Genomic DNA, 18,562 nt, shown 5'->3' with positions numbered 1-18,562 from the left:
GATCCCCGTAGCGGCGCTACCTGCGTCTAGGCCGGGCGAGCCTGGCCATCGCCTCGTCGTGAGCCCACTTGACGCGCATGAACTCGCGCGCATCGCCGCCGCGATCGGGGTGCGTGACGAGCGCGAGCCGGCGGAACGCCTGGCGGATCTCGTCCGCGCTCGCGGCCTCCGCCAGGCCGAGCACCGCGAACGGCGACACGCCGCGCGCGGACGCTGGCCGCGACGGCGCGCGGCTCGACGGCCCGGGGGGCGGGGGCGCCTCCCGCCGCGCGCGCGGCTTGGGCCACGGGGGCTCGCCGCGCAGGATGCGCGTCCAGGCCGTCGCCCACGCCGGCTCGATCTCGACGAGCGGGCGCCCGGCCGCGCGCTCGGCCTGCGCCCGCGCCTCCTCGACGGTCCGCGCGCCGCCCTGGCTCGCGTCCGGGGGGCGGAACGGCTCGCGCGCCGGCTCGGCCGTCCACCAGGCGGCCCATAGAAAGCGGCGGCGGCGGGTCGGCGTCACCGCGTAGACGCCGCGGAGCGGGAGCGTCATCGGGGCCGGGCCTTCAGAAGATCTCGGGGCACCACGGGGCGCGCGCGGCGCGGAACAGGCTGTCCGCGCGCTCGATGGCGCCTCCGGAGAGCTCATCGACCTGCCCCGCGTCGGCCATGCAACGGAAGGAGACGCCGCCGAGGTACGCCGAGCCGAGCGCCGTGATGTCGAGGCGGAGGTCCGGCGCCGCCGTGGTCCGCGCCGCGCGCCGCTCGCCCCCGTGCAGCCTGAACCGGCCCGCGTTCCAGGGGCAATCGCGGTCGGTGATCTCGAGCGTGAGCGCCTCGCCGCTGCCGTAGGCGCGCGCCGCGAGCGCGGCCTCGACGTCCAGGATGCGCACCCACAGCCCGTCGCTCGCCGTGAGGCGCAGCCGCCGCGGCTCGACGAGGAGCATGCCGAGGGGATGATCGGGCGGCAGGAGGCTCGCCTCGATCCGCTGCGCCAGATCGAGGTCGAAGAGGTACCGCCAGACGAGCCTGGTCCCGAGCGGCGAGGCGCCGATCGCCTCGATGACGCGGATCGAGCCGATCGGGATCGAGGACGCGTCCCACCGGTGGTGCATGCAGTACAGCGCGTAGGCCTCGGCGCGCCCGTCGACCTCGATCACGACGCGCTGGAGCGGGCCGCCCCCCTGGCGGATGAAGTCGTTGTCGCTCAGCCGCCGGCCCTGCCACCACGGCTCCGAGCGCGCCAGCATCCCGGGGACAAGCGGGCGGGCGCGCTCCCAGACCGGCGCGAACGCCTCGAGCGCCTCGGCTTCCCCGAGCAGCCGCGCCCGGCCCTCCGCGCTCGCCTCCCCACGGAACGCGCTGCGATCGCGCTCGATCGAGATGGAGCACGCCTGCGACGCGAGGCCATAGCCGAAGCGGCCGTAGATGGATCCCTCCGTGGCCCAGAGAGAGGAGATCGGCTGCCCCGCGGCCCGCGCCTCGTCGAGGTGCCGCCGGATCAGGCGCGTGAGGATGCCGCGGCGGCGGTGCGTCGGCATGACCGCGACCGCCGTGAGCCCGGCGACCGGGAGGGCGCCGCCCGGCGTGGTCATCGTGAGCGAGAACGTGCCGGCGGCGCCGACGAGCGACTCGCCGTCATACGCGCCGAGGCGCAACGTGAGCTCCTGGAGCCGCTTCATCGCCTCCAGGCGCTCGGGGTTCACGAGCGCGCCGAAGGCGGTGAGGATGGGTTGGACGAACTCGCCGTGCTGCTCGGGGGCCAGCTGCCGCAGCTCGATGTTCATCGGGCCACGATAGCAGTCGCGCCGGCGCCCTCGCGCGGCGTCCTACGCGCTCAGCTGCTCGCGCTCCCTCGCCGCCGCCCGCCGGATGCGGGTCTTCAGCCAGGCCTCGATGAGCGGCCACACCGTGAGCGGCGCGTCCCGGCCGACGACGATGTCGAGGTGGCCGCGGGGGAACGCGCGGTACGTCTTGTCCGAGGAGCGGCTGAAATCGTACGCCGGCTTCACCGATGCCGGCGGCGCGAGGTCGTCGTGCGTGCCCGCGATGACCAGGAGCGGCAGGTCGAGCTGCTCGAAGCGCTCGGCGTAGCCGAAGAGGCTCCCCATGTGGTGGCCGCTCTTCCGCGACGCCGCCGCGTCCAGGAACATGTTCCGGAGCACCGTGATGCTGCCGCTGTCCATCGCCAGCGACATGTGCTGCGTGAGCACCCGCGTTTCCATCGAGCCAGGCACGAACCCCCGGATCGGCAGCGGAAAGATCGGGCTCTCGACGAACGCCCGCACGAACCGGAACGGCTCGCCCCACGCCGACAGCGGGAGCGCCCCCTGCCCGAGCGGGACGCGCCGGTCCACCGTCAGCATCAGCCGGCCGAGCAGCGCGAGCGACCGCGACCCGTGCGTGAACAGGTACGGGCTCCCGAGCGTGACGATCCCGCCGACCGCGTCCCCCATCGTCGGCGCCGTCGCGTAGCTGACGAGCCCGCCGAGCGAGTGGCCGATCAGATACACCGGCCGCGGGCCCGAGATGCGCCGGATCTCCTCGATCGCCGCCGGCACGTCCTCGCGGACGAAATCGGTCACGTGCGCCGGCCGCCGCGCCCCGAGGTGCCGCGACCGACCGTGCCCTCGGAGGTCCAGGTTGAAGACGTCGAAGCCCGCGCGCGCCAGGTAGTTCGAGAAGCTCCGCGACGGCAGGTGCCAGATGTACCGGTTCTGGCCGTACCCGTGGATCAGCAGCACGCTCGCCACCGTGCTCCGGAGCCGCGCGCTCCGCTTGCGGATCATCGCCAGCGGCACGTCCCGCTCCACCGGCTCCGCGTCCTCCACCCCCGGCGCGCGCGCCCCCTCGATCCCACGGCTCGCCGGCGGGGACTCGTGCGCGGTGCTGCGGACCCGCACCACCACGAGTTCCTTGATGAACCTGTCCCGCTCGTCGCGGTCGACCGTCTGCTCGACCTGGGCCTGATGCAGGATCATCCTTTCCGTCTATTGCGGATTATTTTGCTGTACGCAACCTCGTTTGACCCACCAGCGAGGCCATCGCTGTGGGGCCTTGCCACGCCAACATCGCACGGCCACCCACGGCGATCACGAGCAGGCGCGCTCTGGCGCGCCGTCGTGGAAAAAGCTCCGCCGTGGGCGGTCCGCAGGCGTCACACGGCGCTGCGTCTCGTGTACCCTCCCCTCGCTGGTGCCCGGTCCACCGGGGCGCGCGGAGAACCCGAGGCTGGCCTCGGCGCGCCCGTTCCGTGGGCGCCGGAGCCCGGCCCTGAACTTACGCATCGCTAGGTGACCTACAATGTACCACTTGAAGATGGGTCGGCAGCTCGCGGTCGGGGTGCACGCAAGGGCCGCCGCGCTCGCCGCGTTGCTCGGCGCCGTGTGCTTCTCGTCGAGCGCCAGCGCGCAGCCCAAGGACGACGCCAAAGGCGACCTGGACGACTCCCCCGCTGCCGAGAAGCAAACCACGGACGAGAAGGCGCAGGACGACAAGGCGGCCGGCGAGAAGGAGAAGCCGCAGGAAGCGCCGCCCGAGGCGGCGGATGAGAACGCCCCGTTCGAGAGAGAGGGCAAGACCTATCGGTTCGCCGGGCTCCGGTTCCGGAACCTCATTGTGCCGAAGGCCATGATCAACCTCTTCGCGGACGGCGGGTCGAGCGTGAACGTGTTCACGTTTGGCCCGGAGCTCGCGACGCGCAGGGACGGGCTCGAGATCGATCTGGCGATCTCCTACGCGGACTACTCGATGAATCCCTTCCTCTTCAAGGGGAAGAACGACGGCAACGACGCCTGGGAGATGGTGTCGAGCAGCATGAAGCTCGTCTACTTCACGACCGATCTCCTCTACGAGATCCCGCTCGACAAGGAGAAGGGCCGCTTCTCCCTGCTGATCGGCGGCGGCGTCGGGCTCGGCGTCGTCTTCGGCAACCTCTACCGCGCGCAGGCGTACCCGAACAACCCGTCGCGCCTCGACCCCGACGACGTGGGCTCGTGGAACAAGTGCACCGGCCCGACCGGCGGCTTCTGCGACGGCTCCAACGACCATTTCGGCGACTACGACGAGCCGAGCTGGATCAACGGAGGATCCAAGCCGTCGGTGTTCCCATGGATCTCGCTCCCGCAGCTCAGCTTCCGGTACAAGCCGATCAAGCAGCTTCAGACGCGGCTCGACGCCGGCTTCTCCATCACAGGGTTGTTCTTTGGGCTGTCCGCGGGGTATGGGCTCTGATCGAGGGATGAGGTGACGTCGCGTCCGCTGTTTCCCCCGCGCTATGAGCCGATCGGGGCGCTCGGAAAGGGCGGTGGTGGCGAGGTGTGGGCGGTGCGCGACCGCCTCACCGGCAAGACGGCCGCGCTGAAGACGCTCGGCGAGGAGGCGGACGAGCCGGAGGTGCTCGCGCTCGTCCGCGAGGCGGCGGCGCTCTCGGGCGTCGAGGGCCTCGGCGTGCCGCGCGTGCTGCGCTTCGGCCGGCTGCCCGCGTCAGGGCGGCCCTTCATGGTGCGCGAGCTCGTCGAGGGGACGAGCCTCGCCGATCTGCTCGCGCGCAAGGGCGACCTGGCCAGGAACCTCGCGGCCATCGCCGACGCGGCCGATCAGCTGACGCGCCTGCACCGCGCGCTCCTGCTGCACGGCGACGTGAAGCCCGCGAACATCATCGTCGGCGAGGGCGGCCGCGCCACGCTCGTCGACCTCGGCCTCGCCGCGCCGTTCCGGGACGACGGCTCGCGGCCCGTGGGCCTCACGCCCCGCTACGCCGCGCCGGAGCTCTTCAAGGGCGACGCGCTCACCGTCCGCGCCGAGGTGTTCGCGCTCGGCGCGACGCTCGCCGAGGCCCTCCGCGACAGCGGGGGCGAGCGCGATCCGAAGGTCGTCGAGGCGCTCCAGGGGGTCGTCGACCGGGCGACCGCCAAGGACCCGAACGCGCGCTACCCGAGCGCGGACGAGCTCGCGAACGCGCTCCGGCGCGCGGCGCGGCTCCCCTCCGGGCCGGGCGAGGAGGCTGCGAGGCCGGGCGAGGAGGCCGCGAGGCCCGACGCGGACGCGGGCGCCGTGGTCTGGCCGATCGTCGGGCTGGACGCGCCCTCCACGCGGCTGCTCGCGCAGATCCTCGCGCTGCCCGCGGGCGGCGGGCTCTCGATCGACGGCCCGCGCGCTTCCGGGCGGAGCGCGCTGCTCCGGCGCATCGCGTGGTCGCTCGAGGTCGGCGGGTACGCCGTCGCGTGGGTCGAGGCGGCCCGCGTGGCAGACCCGCGCGAGGCGCTCTCGATCGAGCTGTCGGAGCACGATCTCGGCCGGGTGACGGCGCTCGTCGACGACGCCGATCGGCTAGGCGACGCGGCGCTCGAGCGGCTCGACGAGGTGCGGAAGGCCGGCGGCAAGCTCGTGCTCGTGCTCGGCGATCCATCGGAGAGCGGCGCGAACCGGGCGCCAGGCGCGCGGCGCGCCGCGCGCCGCGCGCCCGCTGACGACGCGCCTTCACCCGCGCGCCTGGGCGGCGGGTTCGAGCGCTTCGAGATGGCGCCGCTCGACGAGCAGGTCGCCCGCGAGCTCGTGCAGCGCACCATCCCGTCGCTGAGCGACGCGGTGGCGGCGCACGTCGTCTCTCGCGCGGGGCGGTGGCCCGGGCGCATCCGCGAGATCGTCGCGTGCATCGCGCGCGCGCCCGTCGCGTCGACGGAGGACGTCGATCGGCTGCTCGACGCGCCCCCGACGAGCGCGGCGGCGTCCGGGCCGGGCGGCGCGGGCGCCGAGGGGGCGGCGCTGCCGCCGGCGGAGATCCACCGGCTGCTCGACCGCGGCCACTTCGACGCGGCCGCGGAGGCGCTTGGCCGGCACGAGGGCGACGGCTCGGCCGCCGCGGTGCCCACCTTGACGATCGCGCGCGCGCGGCTCGCCATGAACCGCGGCGACACGGCGAGGGCGCTCGCCGAGCTCGGGCGCGTGAAAGACCAGGTAGAGGCCTCGAGCGATCACGCGCTGGCGGCGTTCTGGTCGCTGCAGATGGCCCGCGCCCTCGTGCGCACCGGCGACTACGGCGAGGCGGAGCGCCGCGCTGGCGAGGCCGTGGAGCGGGTGGGCCCGCTCAAGATCGAGGCGGCGGAGCTCACCGGCGCATCGCGCTCCGAGGTCGCGACCACCGCCGCGTTCGGCGCCTCGCCCGAGGCGATCGTCGCCGAGGCGGTGGCGACGCGCGGGCTCGCGCAGAGCTTCGCCTCGCGGCACGAGGACGCGAAGCGCACGCTGGAGCACGCGGTCCGGCTCGCGCGGCTCACGGGAGAGCCGCGGATCCTGTCGGTCGCCCTCGTGTCGCTCGCCTTCGCGCTCCAGCGGGACGACCGCCTCAGCGAGGCGAAGGCGGTCTACGAGGAGGCGCTCACGGCCGCGGAGCAGGCCGGCGACGCGGGCACGCTCGCGACGACCCGCCTGAACCTCGCCGCGCTCACGAAGCTCCAGGGCGACCTCGGCGCGGCGATCCGCCACCTCGAGGCCGCCGTCGATCTGGGCCGGCGCTCCGGCCGCGTGGCGACGATCCGCCAGGCGCTCCTCAACCTCGCGAACCTCGACCTCTACCTCGGGCGGCTCGCGCGGGCCCGGGTGTCGCTCGACGCGCTCGCCGCCCAGCGCGCGGATCTCGCGCCGCAGCAGCAGGCGCAGCTGCTCGCGCTCGAGGCGGAGCACGCGGCGCGCTCGGGCGATCTCGAGCAGGCCGAGCGGCTCTGCCTCGAGTGCGCCGAGGCGTACGAGGCGATGGGCCGGCGCATCGACGGGGTCGAGGCGCGGCTCGAGCGCGTGCTCTTCGCGGTGGCGCGCGCCGGCGCGGATCCGCGCTCCCTCGGCGAGGAGATCGACGTGGCGTCGGAGCGCCTGGGGACGACCGGCGCCCACCGCGCCCTGCTCGCGCTCGCGCGCGGCCGCGTCGCGGCGCTCGCGCGCGACGAGTGGCGGGCCCGGGCGGCGTACGACGAGGCGCTCGACGCGGCGCGCGCCGCGGGCCAGCGCGACTGGATCTGGCGCTCGCTGGAGGCGCGGGCGCAGCTCGAGACGGAGCGGGGGCACCTCATCCGGGCGCGTCACGACCGCGAGGAGGCGCTGATCACGCTGGAGGAGATCGCCTCGAAGCTGCCGCGCGACCTCCGGGAGGTGTTCTGGAACGACGCGCGGCGCAAGGAGATCCGGGCGGCCGCGATGCTCGAGCTGATGAGCAGCCGCACGGTGCCGTTCACCCAGCAGAGCGCGGGCGCTCAGGCCGGCGCGGCGCCCCCGCAGGGCGAGGACCGGCTGGCGCGGGTCCTCGAGATCAACCGCGAGATCGCCGGCGAGCACGATCTCACGCGCCTGCTTGCGAAGGTGACCGATCATGCGATCGCGCTCCTCCAGGCGGAGCGCGGGTTCATCATCCTGCAGCGGCCGCCGCGCGACGAGCTGCAGCAGGTTGCGGGCGAAGGCGCGGTCGATCTCTCGATCCACGCCTCGCGCGACCAGGCGGGGGACGACCCGCACGCGCGCTTCTCCAGCTCGATCGCCGAGCGGGTGATCTCCACGGGCGAGTCGGTCGTGACCGCGAGCGCGCGGGACGACGCGCGCATGAGCGATTACGTCTCCGTGCACCAGCTCATGCTGCAGTCGGTCGCGTGCGTGCCGATCCGGCAGCGGAGCGGGCAGGTGAGCGGCGCGCTGTACCTGGAGACCCGGCTGAGCGCGGCGGCGAAGTTCGAGGTGGAGCTCCCGACGCTGACGGCGCTGGCTGATCAGGTCGCGATCGCGATCGAGACGGCGCGCCTCGTGAGCGAGAACGAGCGCCGCGCCCGCGAGCTCGAGCGCGCGAACGAGGAGCTGCGCGCGGCGCGCGCCAAGCTGGAGGAGCTCCTCGGCCACCGCACCGCGCAGCTGGCCGCGACGCGGCGGGATCTGCGCTCGGCGCGCGCGGTGATCCGCGGCCATTTCGGCTACGAGGGCCTGGTCGGTACGAGCGAGGCGATGCGCCGCGTGTACGCGCTCATCGACCGGGTGAAGGACACGGACATCCCGATCCTGATCACGGGCGAGAGCGGGACGGGCAAGGAGGTCGTCGCGCGGACGATCCACAACGCGAGCCCGCGGGCGAAGAAGCCGTTCGTCGGCGTCAACTGCGGCGCGATCCCGGAGCACCTGCTGGAGAGCGAGCTCTTCGGGCACGTCCGCGGCGCGTTCACGGGCGCTGATCGCGACCGGAAGGGGCTCTTCCGGGAGGTGACCGGCGGCACCATCCTGCTCGACGAGATCGGGGAGATGCCGCAGAAGATGCAGGCAGGGCTCTTGCGTGTCCTGCAGGAGAAGGTCGTCCGTCCGGTCGGCGGCGCGCGAGAGGAGCCGGTCGACGCGCGGGTCATCGCGGCGACGCACCGGGATCTCTCCGACATGGTCTCGAGGAGCACGTTCCGCGAGGATCTCTACTACCGGCTGCACGTCGTCGAGGTGCGGGTGCCGTCGCTGCGCCAGCGGATCGAGGACATCCCGCTGCTCATCGACTACTTCCTCGGGATCTTCGCGGCGCGCTACGGCCGCGATCGCCGCAGCGTGTCCCGCGCCGCGCTGAAGCGGCTGTCGGCGTACACCTGGCCCGGGAACGTGCGGCAGCTCGAGAACGTGCTGCTCAACGCGTGGGTCCTGTCGGATCGCCCCGAGCTGGAGAGCGAGGACTTCGAGCTCCCCGACGCGGCGCCTCGGTCGCTGCGGGGCTCGCTCGACAGCGGCGCCACGCCCCCGCCCCGAGCGCCCGCTGGCGGCGGGGCGCCCGCGAGCGCGGGCCGGGCTCCGCCGTCGAGCGAGCCGCACCGCGTGGAGACGTCGCTGGACGCGCACAAGGCGAGCGAGCGGGAGCGGATCCTGGTCGCGCTCTCGAGCTGTAACTGGAACCGGGTGAAGGCGGCGCAGGTCGTGGGCCTGCCGCGCCGGACGTTCTACCGGCGCCTCAAGGAGTACGGGATCCAGTGAGCGATCGTTCGAACCTCGCCGCCTCCATCGACGGCGCGCCCCTCGCCGACGAGGAGGCGCGCGATCTCTGGACGCGGTTCAGCCGGTACATGGATGAGCACCGCGGCGACATGGCGGGCTTCGCGCGGGAGAACGGCTACGTGAGCGTGACGCCGACCTTCGAGCGCGGGCAGGCGCTGCTCGTCGTCCGGACGACAGAGGCGCCGCCGGAGAAGCCGGCCCAGCGCCCCAGTGGGGAGAAGCCGGCCCAGCGCCCCAGTCGGGGGAAGCCAGCGCGCGGCAGGCGGCGGCGCTGAGCGCTCACCGGACGGGCGCGAACCGCGAGCTGCCTCGATCCCGGCGGAGAGGCGCCCCGATCGGCCGGAGCCTCACCGCGACTTCCCGGCCCCTCCGGGGAAGTCCTTGCGCTTGATCTTGGCGCGCCGGCCGTCGGGGTGGTGAAACACGATCCCCTCGGCGAGGTGGCCCGGGGCGAAGCGGCTCTCCAGGTGCTGGAACAGGCCATGGAGGCCGTCATAGGTCCTCGGGACGTCGTCGTAGACGGGAATCTCGAGGTTGAACGGCACGACTCTATGCCTGGCGAGCCCGAGCGGGTTGCCCTGAATGCTCGGTCCGAGCGCCTCGGCCGAGTGCTCGCCGTCCGGCCAGCCCTGGAACTCCGTCTCGCGAACCGCCTCGAAGATCCACTTGTCTTCCGGCCCGTGCTCGTCGGCGTCGACGTACCAGCCGTCGATGATTCCCTGCTGCTTCTGAAGCTTGCTCGGGTTCCTGCGCTTCTCGACCCGGACCACGTGGCCCGAGCGAATCGTCAACCGCACATTCGTGCCGTCGAGCTTCTCGGTGGGACGGCCCTCGCCCGCAAAGACCCACTCGCACCCCTGGCGCGGCTTCGGGAGCACCTTGAAGTCGTCGCCGCGATCAAAAATCGTCGGAATCTTCTCCATGACCTGAATGCCCTTTCGTACCTGACCGAGCAGCTCGTCAGGGGTGATGACGCCTGCAGCGAGCCCGCTCGCCAGGGCACGCACCAGCTCCGCGACGGAGGTGCTCGCCTCGAGCGCGACGCGCTTCAGCGCCATCCGCTCCTCCGGCGAGATCCACGCGACCAGGCGTGACCAGCCTTCGGGCGGAACCCATGTCGCGAGCTGCTGCGGATCCTTCCTTGGTCTGCCGCGTGGGCGGCCTGGCGCTGTCACGAGCTTCAGGATAGCCCGATTTTCTATTGTGTCAATTGGCAAAACAATAATTGGGCACGACGCGGGAGAGGTGGGAGCAGGTAGGACGTCGAGCGTTGCCCTCGTGAAGATCGGGAGTCAGGGCGAGCTCCGCGAAGGCGCGCGTGGACGCGCGCCTCGGGACATCGGGGCTCCGTGCGCGGTGACGCCCTGACCCTGCAATGGGGCTGCTCGCCTGCCGCCGCGGGTTCAGTCGAGGACGGTCCAGGTGGCCTTGGCAGTGCAGCCGTAGGCGTCGAGCGCGCCCGGGTGCGAGAGGGGCACGAGCTTGGTCTGGCCCTTGGCGAGCGGCCCGGTGACCGTGCGGGTGTAGGGCCCAGGATCGCCGTAGTAGTGCGTGACGGTGAAGGTGATCTTCGCCGAGTCCGGAACGCCAAAGAGCGAGGTGTTCTTGATCGCGGCGTTCGGGTTGAAGATGCTGGGATAGGTGATCGAGCAGGAGAGGTTCACGGTCTTCGTGACCGGGCCGCCGCCGTCATCGCCGCCAGGACCGATGATCGCCTCTGCACCCTCGCCCACGACCTCGGCGGCGTCGCTCGCGCCCTCATCGACGCTATCGCCCTCGAGCGGCTCGGCGATGCAGCCGACGAGCGAGAAGGACGAGATGAGCGAGCAGAGGAGCAGGTTCTTGATGTTCATGGTGGTGTGTCCTTGGGTCGGGTGTTCGCGCTCGCGAGATCGCGTGTCGGCGGCCTCCGGCGAGCTCGAGCTCGCCTCGGCGTCCCTCGTCGCTGTCTCGCGGCGTCGCATCCGGATAGAGCAACCGCCGGGCCAGGTTGTCGGGGCGCTTCGGGCCGCCCCCGGCACGCCCAGGATCCGCGGGGAAGACGGCCTATCTCGGGGTTTTCGCGCTCCACCGCGCCGCGCCGGCGGGCGCCCGCGCGGCGCGGTGGAGGTCAGAGCCCCCACGCCGACGGCGTGGGCCTCCACCAGGTGTCCTCTCAGGTGTTCTCTGGTCCGGAAGATCGCGGCGGGCCCAGACTCGATCCACGCCGCCGCGGGGGCCGGTGCTCCCCCTGAAGCCCCGTGACCGGACGCTCAGCGCCGGCGCCGTCGCGACGCCAGCGCGCCGAGCACGCCGAGGAGCATGACGCCACCGAGATCAGCCGATGATCGGCTGGTCGTCGAGCAGGAGCACCCGGCATCGCCGCCAGAGTCCTCATCGCCGCTCTTCGGCGTGTCGTCCGGATCGGCGCCGCCCGCGCCCCCCACCCCGCCGCTCGAGGCGACCGACGAGCTCACGGTCGCGCCCACGGTCGATCCGCCGCCGGCCGATGAGGAGGAGGAGGTGGACACGCTGCTGCCGTCCGCTCCGCCATCGCCCCCGCTGCCGCCGGCGCCGCCGGCGCCGCTGCCGCCGCCATCGACGCCAGCGCACTCGGTGGAGCACTCGGTCGAGCATTCCCCGCAGACGCACTCGAGGATGCGGATATACATGCCGGCCCCCTCGGGCTGGTCATTCAAGCATCGCTCGACGCACGCGTCGTCCGAGCACTCGTTGACACAGCCGATGAATCCCCTGCACGCGAGCGACGCACCGCACGCGTCATAGGCCGCTTTGCAGGTGTTCGCGAGCGAATCGTTCGAGCAGCTATCGCAGCTGCCGCCGCCGCTGGCGGCGCTCGTGGCGCTCGCGGCGTTCGCGGCCGTGGTCCCGCCCACGGGATACAGCGCGCACACGCCCTCGATGTCGTCTGCCTCGATGGTGCGCATCGAAGAGCCCACGACATAGTAAGGGGTCATCGTCGCGTTCCGCTCGCTGGAGTGGCCGAGGCCCAGAAAATGCCCCTCTTCGTGCGTGGCGATCGACTGTGTGTCGACACAGCCGTTGTTGCCGGTGTCGTTCCAGCAGAACCCGACGTCGTTGAAGACCATGTCGGCGTCCACGATGGCGCCGTCGAAGCTCCAGACCGGCATCGTGACGCCGATGACCGAGTTGACGTCGCCGAGCATGTTCGGCCAGGAGGAGCTGATCCACTGAAACACGTTCTTGCCGTCGTTGTAGTTGTAACGATCGGTGGTGTCGCCGACGAGGTTGACTTGCCAGGCCGTACACCCCGCGTTCGACCACGTCTCGAACCCGGTCTCGACACGGTCAACGGCGAAGGCGGAGATCTCGCCCGGGATCGTCGAGCGGTTGATGTAGTAGGCGACGGGCAGCTTGTCCCAGCGGGGGACCACGTCATCGAGCGGCGTCCACGCGGCGGCCTCACGGGCCACTGCGAGGGACGAGGCGGCGCCGAGCAGGGCGGCGAGGGCGACGCGGCGCCTCACCTCACTTCCCTCCCGCGATGCGCACGACGTCCGTCATGAGGCTCTCGATGGGCTCGACCTCCTCGATGGGCGCCTCGATGGGCACGAGCGCGGCTCCGGTCCGCCGGACGAGGTGCAGCCCATCGAGGATGCGCCGCGCCATGCCCTTCTTGTCCACGTGATAGGCCGACAGCGCCAGCGCCGTGAGGTGCCACCGCCCCTTGTCGCCCGAGCGCAGGAAGACCACGGCGTCCTCGCCAGGCGAGAGCTTGGCGTCGCCGAGCAGCCGCTGTGTCTTGCCGTTGTAGGTCCCGCCCATTTGCTCCAGCACAATCATCTTCGAGCCCCCCTTGTCCGCAGCGCCACCCTTGAGCGGCTGGGTGATCGTGAGCTCGGTGCGGGTCACGATCGATTTTCCGTCGTCGGATTCCGCCGTGTACGATCGGCCGACGATCACGCGCGCGATCGTCGCCGACTGGCGCACGAGCTCCTCCCGCGAGAGCAGGACGGCCGTCGTCGCGTCCGCGGGCGCACCGATGCCGAGCAGAGCGAGCGCAGCGGACAGGGCGAGCACTGCTTTCAAGCCTCTCTTCATGTAGATGACTCCTTAAGACCCTCTTTTCTATCCCGAAGCGCGCGCGGCGGCCAGACAGGAAACAGCACTGCAACGTGCTCGCGATGCCGTGGTATTGCCCATCTGTCGTGACGGCGGATCATCACACCGCGGCGCGAGGCCATGCCGACATGTACGGAAGCGCGCATTACCACCCGCGCCGTGGTGCGCCTGGATTTGTGCCGTACACGTAGACGACGCACTCGGGAGCTCTCCCGCAGGCTCTCGGCGATGAGACACCCTTATCGGGTCATCCCCGCTCTCGACAGCATCGGGCGGAGTCAGGGTGGCTGTCCGTCGATCGGGTCAACTCGCCATCAGCGCCATCCAAGGCTGTCTCCGCTCGCCGTGAGCGGCGCTCGGGTCCTCGGTGCGGCGCCGCGCCGCCCGTGGGGGCACAGGCGCGCGGAGGCTCGCCTCGACGCCGTCCGCGCGCCTGTGCCTCCGCGCGCGGCTCAGGGCCTCTCTCAGTCGAACCGCTTCAGGCCGTTCGGTACCCTGGAGTCGCGCTTCGCGAGAGCCTCGTCCCGCGGCACGATGCGGCCGGCGAGGACCGCCTCCGCGAGCTCGCGGCACTCGGCGCTCGTCGCGCGATCGGCCCGCGCGAGCGCCTGCTCCGCCGCGGCGCGCGCCTCGGCCGCGCGGCCCGCGAGCGCGTGCGTCCGGGCGATCTCGGCGAGGGTCGCCGAGAGCTCCGCGGCGTTGCCCGACACCTCAAGGAGCCGCTTCGCGCCAAGGTAGAGCGACAGCGCCCCGGCGAGATCCCCCTGGATGCGCGCCAGATCGCCCCGCGCCCGCAGCACGCCGGCCTGGCCCGCGCCGTCCTCGAGGACCTCGAACAGGGCGAGCGCCTGCTCGTAGTCCGAGAGCGCCTCCTCCAGGTCCGACGCGTCGGCCGCCGCGACGCCCACGAGCTCGGCCACCAGCTCGAACTGCTTGCGGCGGAGATCGCCCCGCACCTTGAGCGTCGCGGCCTGCCCGCGGCGCTCGAAGCCCGTGCGGAACAGCGCGAGCGCTCGGTCGTAGTCGCGCACCGCGTCCACGAGGTCCTCCTGCACGGAGCGCAGATCGCCCCGCGCCTTCAGCACCGCGGCCTGGCCGAGGACGTCGCGCGTCGCCGTGAACAGCTCGAGCCCCTGATCGTAATCCTTCTCGGCGCCCACCAGATCCCCCTGCCGCACCCGGAGATCGCCGCGCGCCTTGAGCACGCCGGCCTGCCCGAGGTGGTCCTCGGTCGCCTGGTAGAGCGTGAGCGCCCAGTCGTAGTCGCGCGCGGCGCCCGTCACGTTGTCCTGGCCGAAGCGCATGTCGCCCCGCGCCTTCAGCACGCTGGCCTGCCCGCTCCGATCCCCCGTGTCCTGGAAGAGCGCGAGCGCGGTGCTGTAGTCGCGCGCCGCGCCCGCCAGGTTGCGGAGCCGGACCCGCAGATCGCCGCGTGCCTTGAGCGCCCGCCCGTGCGCGGCGCCGTGCTGGCGGGCGCGAGGAGGCTCCGAGGGGCCCGGGACGTCGACGTCGGCGGCCGCCCCGCGCGACCCGGCCCGGGGCTTGAGCGGCTCGCGATCGCCGAGCTGCAGGAACAGCTGGATCGCCAGATCGTAGTCGCACACCGCGCCGCCGAGATCGCCCTCCTCGGCGCGCGCGAAGCCCCGCGCCCTCAGCGCGTCGCCCTCCGCCGCGCGATCGCCCGCGGCCTGGAACAGCGCCAGCGCCTCGTCATAGTCGCGCACCGCCTGCACGGAGACGCCTTCCCGCAGGCGCAGCGCGCCCCGATCCATGAGCACCTGGGCCTGCCCGAGCACGTCGCTCGTCGCCCGGAACAGCGCGAGCGCCTCGTCGTAGTCGCGCGCGGCGCCCGCGTAGTCGTTCCGCCGGAGGAGCAGGTTGCCGCGCTCCCGCAGCGCGTTGCCGCGCGCCTCCGGCGGGGTGCTGTTGAGGCTCGGGGGCGCCGCGCTCGAACGGGGCCCCCGCACCACCCCCTCGCCGAGCACGTCGGCCAGCGATCCGCTCCTCGGCGTACAGCGATCCGTCACGCTGTCGAACGAGCGCTGCGTGGGAGGATCGCCATCCACGCCCTTCAGCTCGGACTGGACTTCGGGGAGGCGACGCATGCCAGGCGGAACATCATACCGCGCCGGCGCCCCCCTCGTGGAGACATTGCGCGATCAGCGCGGCGGCAGCGTTCGGTCTCAGCTCCGCCCCGCCTCTGCCGCCGTCCAGGTCGCGAGCGGAGGCGGCGGAGCTGAGGCGACGGCCGAGGCCGCCGCCTCAGCGCACGTTTGCTCGCTCACGCAATCGCGGGCTCGCCCCCGGCCACCCCGGCCGTGAAACGCCGCAGATGGCCGGTCAGAGGCCCTTGCGCGAGACCAGCACCGCGTCCCGCTCGACCTCGTACATCGCGTGGGTCACGAGCGCCGCAGCCGTGCGCTCGCGCACATGCACGACCCGCAGCTCGGCGTAGGTCTCGTCCGGCAGCAGCTCCTCGTCGACGCCGAACTTCGGCTCGTCGACCTGCGCCGGACGCTCGTCCTGCACCCGCGGCCGGACCGTGGCCAGCTTGCCCGCGCCCCCGATCTGCTGCAGCCAGCGGTCGCCCCGCCGGACCGCGAAGAAGCGCTGCCCCGGCTTCACGCCGTCCTTCTCGCCCTTGTCGATGAACACCACCTGGTGCTGCCCGACGAGCTGGTAGGGGTAGACAGCCGCGATGATCTTCGCCTCGAGATCCGCCTCGGCGCCCACCGGCGGCACCACGTCGAGGCGCCGCAACACCGCGCCGACCCTGTCCGTGCGCTCGACCACGTCGAGCGACTCGATGAGCCGCGCGCGCACCATGTGCGTCTTCGGGTTGTAACGATCCACGCGCGCCGTGCCGCGCACCGTCACGAGCTCGCCCTTCACATCGCCGCTCTTCACCTTCTTGATCTCGCGGAAGATCGTCAGCTCCTGGCCGATCGAGACCTCGTGATCGTCCGAGAGGCGGAGGTAGACATCGTCGCCCTCGCTGAGGAGCATCTGGTCGTCGGGGCTCGCGACGAGCTCCCCCCACGTGTCCTTCTTCACGTCGTCGACCCAGCCGAGCTCGCGCAGGAAGATCGTCTTCGCCGGCACGCGCCCCCCTCGCCCCAGCTGGTTCGCGCCGACCCCGATGCTGCCGCGGGTCGGGCCCTCGCTCGGGTCGCGGAGCCGGATCCGGTCGCCCGGGTAGATCCAGTGCGGGTTCTGGAGCTGCGGGTTCAGCGCCCAGACCTGCGGCCACGCATAAGGGTTCGTGTAGTACCTGCCCGAGATGTCCCAGAGCGTGTCGCCGCGCCGCACCGAGTGCGACTCGGGCACGAACTGCCCCTCGACGACGTAGCTGCCGTTCGCGCCGCCCTTCACCGAGGCGGGGCCCTCGCTGCGGCGGCCCAGATCGAAGCCGTCCGACGGGCGGGACGTGTCCGTCGTGCCCCGCGAGCTCGAGGGCAGGTGGGCGTTCGGATCGAACCCCGGCTGCGGATAACCCGGCACCACGACCTGCGTCTCGACGGTCGGCTCGCCCTTCGGGAGCTGGACCACGGTGACGCCCGGCGCCTGGCCGGCGCCCTCTTCGCCGCCCTGCTGATCCTGAGCGCGCGCCAGCGGCGGCGCCGCGACGAGCGCCAGGGAGATCAGGACCAGCGTTGCCTTCGCGGGGAACTTCATCGCTTGCGCCTCGACAGGGGTGAGGGTGGCGGGCTCGGCGGCGGCGATCCGCCCGGGGGCTCTTCGATCACGACGCCGGTCGCGGTCGAGCGGAGCACCGGCGGCCGCGCGCCGTTGTCCTCCGGCACGAGCCGCACCACCTCGAGGTCAGGCCTGTCCGGCTCCTCCGGGGGCACGGCGCGCGCCCCGGCCTCGTCAGGGCGCGCCGCGCTGCGGACGCCGCCCCGCGAGCGCTCCAGCGAGCCCACCCGATCCGCGAGCACCGCGTTCTCCGCGCGCACCCTGACGAGCTCCGCGCGCAGCTCGGAGAGCTGTCGTTCGACCGCGTCGTGCCCTCCGCCGCAACCGACGTTGAGCGCGGCGAGCGCGAGCGCCATCGCGCCGATGCCCAGGCCAATCCTCATGGGACGCCCAGCCTACCCGCCGCCGCGCCGGCCGGCCAAACGCGCGGCGATCTCCGCGCACCGCGACGGGACGCCGCGCACCGCGACGGGGCGCCGCGCCGCAACAATCCGACGCGACCCGAGGTGGGCGGCGCGACGTCACGCGTTACGGAGCGCGCGCAGTTCTGCTAGGGTCCCACCCCGACATCTGGGTGCGAGGGGTGAACGTGCGGAAACTCTTCCTGATTTTCCTTGTCGCGACGGCCTGCGCCGGCGCCGGCTGCGGCGACGACGGCCCCGGGCCCGCGGCGACCGAGTGCTTCGACTACAGCAAGTTCGACGGCACCACGCCCGAGGTGAGCTTCGCGGCCGAGGTCCTCCCCATCTTCCAGCGGTCCTGTTCGTTCAGCTCGACATGCCACGGCGCCGAGGCCGGCTCGGCCGGGTTCGCGTACCTCGGCCCGACGCTGAGCGAGCAGGCCACGCAGGCGCAGATCGACGCGATCGCGGCCCAGAACATCGGCGCCGCGTCGAGGGCGCCCTCGGGGATGCCGCGGATCACGGCCGGGGACCCCGCGAACAGCTTCCTCCTGCACAAGCTCGACGACACGCTGAGCTGCGGGGACCTCGAGTGCGCCCCCGACGGCTGCGGGGACCCGATGCCCTTTGGCGGCGACCTCCTGCCCTCGGCGGAGCGCGACGTCATCCGCAGGTGGATCCAGCAAGGGGCCAAGGTCAATTGATCGGCCGGCTCTCCGGCCACGTCGTGGAAGAGGGCGACGAGGGCACGGTCGTCCTCGACGTCAGCGGGGTCGGCTACGAGGTGAGCGTCCCGCTCGGGGCCGTGGGGCGCGCGCGCGGCATCGCCGCGAACGCGAAGCCCGGCTCGGACGCGATCACCCTGTTCGTCCACACCCACGTGCGCGAGGACGCGCTCCTCCTGTACGGCTTCGCGACGCGCGAGGACCGGGCGGCCTTCCGCGTGCTCATCGGCATCTCCAGCATCGGCCCGAAGATCGCGATGGCCATCCTCAGCGCGCTCGGCGCGGGGGAGCTCGCCGCGGTGATCGCCCGCCGGGAGACCGCGCGCCTCACCGCCATCCCCGGCGTCGGTAAAAAGACCGCCGAGCGGCTCGTCCTCGAGCTGAAGGACAAGCTCGTCCACCTCCCCTCGGCCCCGCTCTCCCCCGCGGCCCCCCCGCCCGCGGCCACCGGCGCCAATCAGGACCTCCTCCACAGCGCGCTCACCCGCATGGGCTACCGCCCTGCCGAGGCGGAGCGCGCCGTCACCACCCTCGGCGCGCGCGTCGACAGCGCCCCGCTCGGCGACCTCGTGCGCGAGGCGCTCGCGCTCCTGTCCAAGTGAGCCAAGCCGCCAGCGCCCGACGAGCCCGGCAGGCCCGGCCGCCCGCGCCCGGAAAACCGCGGCTGCCCGCGCCCGG

General features: G+C 72.7%; 15 protein-coding genes. 5 read left to right on the top strand and 10 right to left on the bottom strand.

What is annotated here, in order from left to right:
• Positions 1 to 16: 16 nt before the first annotated feature.
• The 3 genes from WME79_RS01635 to WME79_RS01625 are packed head-to-tail and all read right to left on the bottom strand — an operon-like array spanning position 17 to position 2,960.
• Positions 17 to 532 (bottom strand): J domain-containing protein, encoded by a 516-nt coding sequence (locus WME79_RS01635; protein ID WP_437531223.1) that lies wholly within the window; start codon positions 530 to 532, stop codon positions 17 to 19.
• Positions 533 to 545: 13 nt separating this feature from the next.
• On the bottom strand, positions 546 to 1,766 hold the full coding sequence (locus tag WME79_RS01630; protein WP_437531222.1) for a GNAT family N-acetyltransferase: 1,221 nt from the start codon (positions 1,764 to 1,766) through the stop codon (positions 546 to 548).
• 42 nt (positions 1,767 to 1,808) lie between these two features.
• A complete protein-coding gene (locus tag WME79_RS01625; RefSeq protein WP_437531221.1) occupies positions 1,809 to 2,960 on the bottom strand; it encodes an alpha/beta hydrolase in 1,152 nt (383 codons plus the stop codon).
• A gap of 322 nt (positions 2,961 to 3,282) precedes the next feature.
• Here WME79_RS01625 and WME79_RS01620 point away from each other — a divergent pair, with 322 nt between their 5' ends.
• From WME79_RS01620 to WME79_RS01610, 3 genes are read left to right on the top strand one after another with little or no spacing between them, the layout of a single operon-like run.
• Positions 3,283 to 4,212, top strand: coding sequence for a hypothetical protein (locus WME79_RS01620; RefSeq protein WP_437531220.1), 930 nt, complete (start codon positions 3,283 to 3,285; stop codon positions 4,210 to 4,212).
• Between the two features lie 12 nt (positions 4,213 to 4,224).
• Positions 4,225 to 8,958: a sigma 54-interacting transcriptional regulator gene (locus WME79_RS01615; protein ID WP_437531219.1), complete on the top strand. Its 4,734-nt coding sequence runs from the start codon at positions 4,225 to 4,227 to the stop codon at positions 8,956 to 8,958.
• Positions 8,955 to 9,254, top strand: a complete 300-nt coding sequence (locus WME79_RS01610) for a hypothetical protein (protein ID WP_437531218.1) — start codon at positions 8,955 to 8,957, stop codon at positions 9,252 to 9,254. Before WME79_RS01615 ends, WME79_RS01610 begins: the two co-directional genes overlap by 4 nt.
• Positions 9,255 to 9,326: 72 nt before the next feature.
• Here WME79_RS01610 and WME79_RS01605 read toward each other — a convergent pair whose 3' ends face one another.
• The 7 genes from WME79_RS01605 to WME79_RS01575 all read right to left on the bottom strand — a co-directional run bounded on the left by WME79_RS01605 (position 9,327) and on the right by WME79_RS01575 (position 17,141).
• Positions 9,327 to 10,037, bottom strand: coding sequence for a hypothetical protein (locus WME79_RS01605; RefSeq protein ID WP_437531217.1), 711 nt, complete (start codon positions 10,035 to 10,037; stop codon positions 9,327 to 9,329).
• Between the two features lie 345 nt (positions 10,038 to 10,382).
• The gene (locus WME79_RS01600) at positions 10,383 to 10,832 is read right to left on the bottom strand and encodes a hypothetical protein (RefSeq protein ID WP_437531216.1); all 450 of its coding nucleotides are present in this window, start codon (positions 10,830 to 10,832) and stop codon (positions 10,383 to 10,385) included.
• Positions 10,833 to 11,231: 399 nt separating this feature from the next.
• Positions 11,232 to 12,467, bottom strand: coding sequence for a matrixin family metalloprotease (locus tag WME79_RS01595; protein ID WP_437531215.1), 1,236 nt, complete (start codon positions 12,465 to 12,467; stop codon positions 11,232 to 11,234).
• A 1-nt stretch (position 12,468) separates the two neighbouring features.
• Positions 12,469 to 13,041 (bottom strand): hypothetical protein, encoded by a 573-nt coding sequence (locus tag WME79_RS01590; protein ID WP_437531214.1) that lies wholly within the window; start codon positions 13,039 to 13,041, stop codon positions 12,469 to 12,471.
• Between the two features lie 485 nt (positions 13,042 to 13,526).
• Positions 13,527 to 15,167 carry a tetratricopeptide repeat protein gene (locus WME79_RS01585; protein ID WP_437531213.1) on the bottom strand — a complete coding sequence of 547 codons (1,641 nt, stop codon included), beginning with the start codon at positions 15,165 to 15,167 and terminating at the stop codon, positions 13,527 to 13,529.
• A gap of 235 nt (positions 15,168 to 15,402) precedes the next feature.
• On the bottom strand, positions 15,403 to 16,737 hold the full coding sequence (locus WME79_RS01580) for a LysM peptidoglycan-binding domain-containing protein (RefSeq protein WP_437531212.1): 1,335 nt from the start codon (positions 16,735 to 16,737) through the stop codon (positions 15,403 to 15,405).
• The gene (locus WME79_RS01575; protein ID WP_437531211.1) at positions 16,734 to 17,141 is read right to left on the bottom strand and encodes a hypothetical protein; all 408 of its coding nucleotides are present in this window, start codon (positions 17,139 to 17,141) and stop codon (positions 16,734 to 16,736) included. Before WME79_RS01575 ends, WME79_RS01580 begins: the two co-directional genes overlap by 4 nt.
• A gap of 200 nt (positions 17,142 to 17,341) precedes the next feature.
• Here WME79_RS01575 and WME79_RS01570 point away from each other — a divergent pair, with 200 nt between their 5' ends.
• Both WME79_RS01570 and ruvA read left to right on the top strand, forming a co-directional pair.
• Positions 17,342 to 17,863, top strand: coding sequence for a hypothetical protein (locus WME79_RS01570; protein WP_437531210.1), 522 nt, complete (start codon positions 17,342 to 17,344; stop codon positions 17,861 to 17,863).
• Entirely contained in the window at positions 17,860 to 18,486 is a 627-nt protein-coding gene (gene ruvA, locus WME79_RS01565; protein ID WP_437531209.1) for a Holliday junction branch migration protein RuvA, read from the top strand. Before WME79_RS01570 ends, ruvA begins: the two co-directional genes overlap by 4 nt.
• Positions 18,487 to 18,562 lie beyond the last annotated feature (76 nt).

The sequence above is a fragment of the Sorangium sp. So ce726 genome (genome assembly GCF_051521405.1).
Lineage (GTDB): Bacteria > Myxococcota_A > Polyangia > Polyangiales > Polyangiaceae > Sorangium.
The sequence above is the reverse complement of the archived record's forward strand: the minus strand, read 5'-3'. Positions and strand labels throughout refer to the sequence as shown.